Annotated in this window: 1 protein-coding gene; it reads left to right on the plus strand. The window is 74.6% G+C overall.

Annotated features, from left to right (window positions below; genetic code table 11):
- Nucleotides 1–62: 62 nt before the first annotated feature.
- Nucleotides 63–1,674: Ig-like domain-containing protein (locus AX737_RS33850; protein ID WP_245293523.1), on the plus strand; the 1,612-nt coding region annotated here is incomplete at its 3' end.

Below are 1,674 nucleotides of genomic sequence, written 5' to 3' on the forward strand. Positions count from 1 at the left end.
ACACCTCGCCGGCCTCCACGGGCATCGCGGTCACCGTCGACTCGGCCGCGCCGGCCGCCCCGGTGATCACGACCGCGCCGGACAGCACCAGCGACCCCACGCCGACCATCACCGGCACGGCCGAGGCCGGCGCCACGGTGACGGTCCTGAACGGCACCGCAGTTCTAGGCACGGCAGTGGCCGACACCGGCGGCGCCTTCAGTTTCACGCCCACCGCCCCGCTGGCGGACGGGACGCTCACGCTGACGGCGACGGCGCGCGACGTGGCCGGCAATGTCGGCCCGGCCTCGGCCGCGGTCGCGCTAACCATCGACACGGCCGCGCCCGGCGCCCCGACGCTGAACGCGCTGCCGGCCACGACCGCGGACAACACGCCCGAGATCAGCGGCACGGCGGAGGCCGGCGCCACCGTTACCATCGCCAACGGCACCACCGTGCTCGGCACCGCGGTCGCCGGCGCCAACGGCGCCTTCACCTTCACGCCCGAGGTCCCGCTGCCCTCCGGTCCCTACACCCTGACGGCGACCGCCACGGACGCCGCCGGCAATACCGGCCCGGCCTCGAACGCGGTCGTGACCGCGATCACGGCGCCGGTCGTGCCCGACACCACGCCGCCGGCGCCGCCGGTGCTGGACGCCTTCCCGACGCCCACCAACGACACCATGCCGACCATCACCGGCTCGGCCGAAGTCGGCGCCGTCGTGACAATCACGAACGGCCCCGTCGTCCTGGGCTCGGCCATCGCGGGCGCGGACGGCAGCTTCAGCTTCACCCCCACGACGCCGCTGACAGACGGCGCCACCACCCTCACCGCCGTCGCGCGCGACCTGGCCGGGAATCCGTCCGGCGCCGCCACGGTGACGGTCACCATCGACACCGCCCCGCCCGCCGCGCCCACCTTCACGACGCCCGCGGCCAGCACCGACGCCACCCCCGCCATCACCGGCACGGCCGAGGCCGGTGCCGCCGTCACCATCGCCAACAACGGCACCACCCTCGGTACCGCGGTCGCCGGCACCAACGGCACCTTCACCTTCACCCCGGCCGCCCCGCTGGCAGAAGGCCTCAACAATCTCACGGCGACCGCCACCGACGTCGCCGGCAACACCTCCGCCCCCGTCACGGCCACGCTGACCGTCGACACGACCGGCCCGGACGCCCCGGTGCTCAACCCCTTCCCGGCGCTGACCCCCGACAACACGCCCGCCATCACCGGCACGGCGGAGGCCGGCACCACCGTCACCATTGCCAACGGCACCACCGTGCTCGGCACCGCGGTCGCCGACACCAACGGCGCCTTCAGCTTCACGCCAACGACCGCGCTGGCGGACGGCACCCTGACGCTGACTGCGACCGCCGCGGACGCGCTCGGCAACGTCTCGGCCGTGTCCGGTTCGGTCACGCTGACCATCGACGCGACCGCCCCGGCCGCCCCCGTGCTCGACACCTTCCCGACGCCCACCAACGACACCACGCCCGCCATCACCGGCACGGCGGAGGCCGGCACCACTGTGACCATCGCCAACGGCACCACCGTGCTCGGCACGGCGGTGGCCGACGGCAGCGGCAGCTTCAGCTTCACACCGACCACGCCGCTGCCGCAGGGCACCAGCACGCTTACGGCGACCGCCACGGATCTCGCCGGCAACACCTCGCCGGCCTCCACGGGCATCG

The organism is Methylobacterium sp. CCH5-D2, from assembly GCF_001556475.1.
Classification (GTDB): domain Bacteria; phylum Pseudomonadota; class Alphaproteobacteria; order Rhizobiales; family Beijerinckiaceae; genus Methylobacterium; species Methylobacterium hispanicum.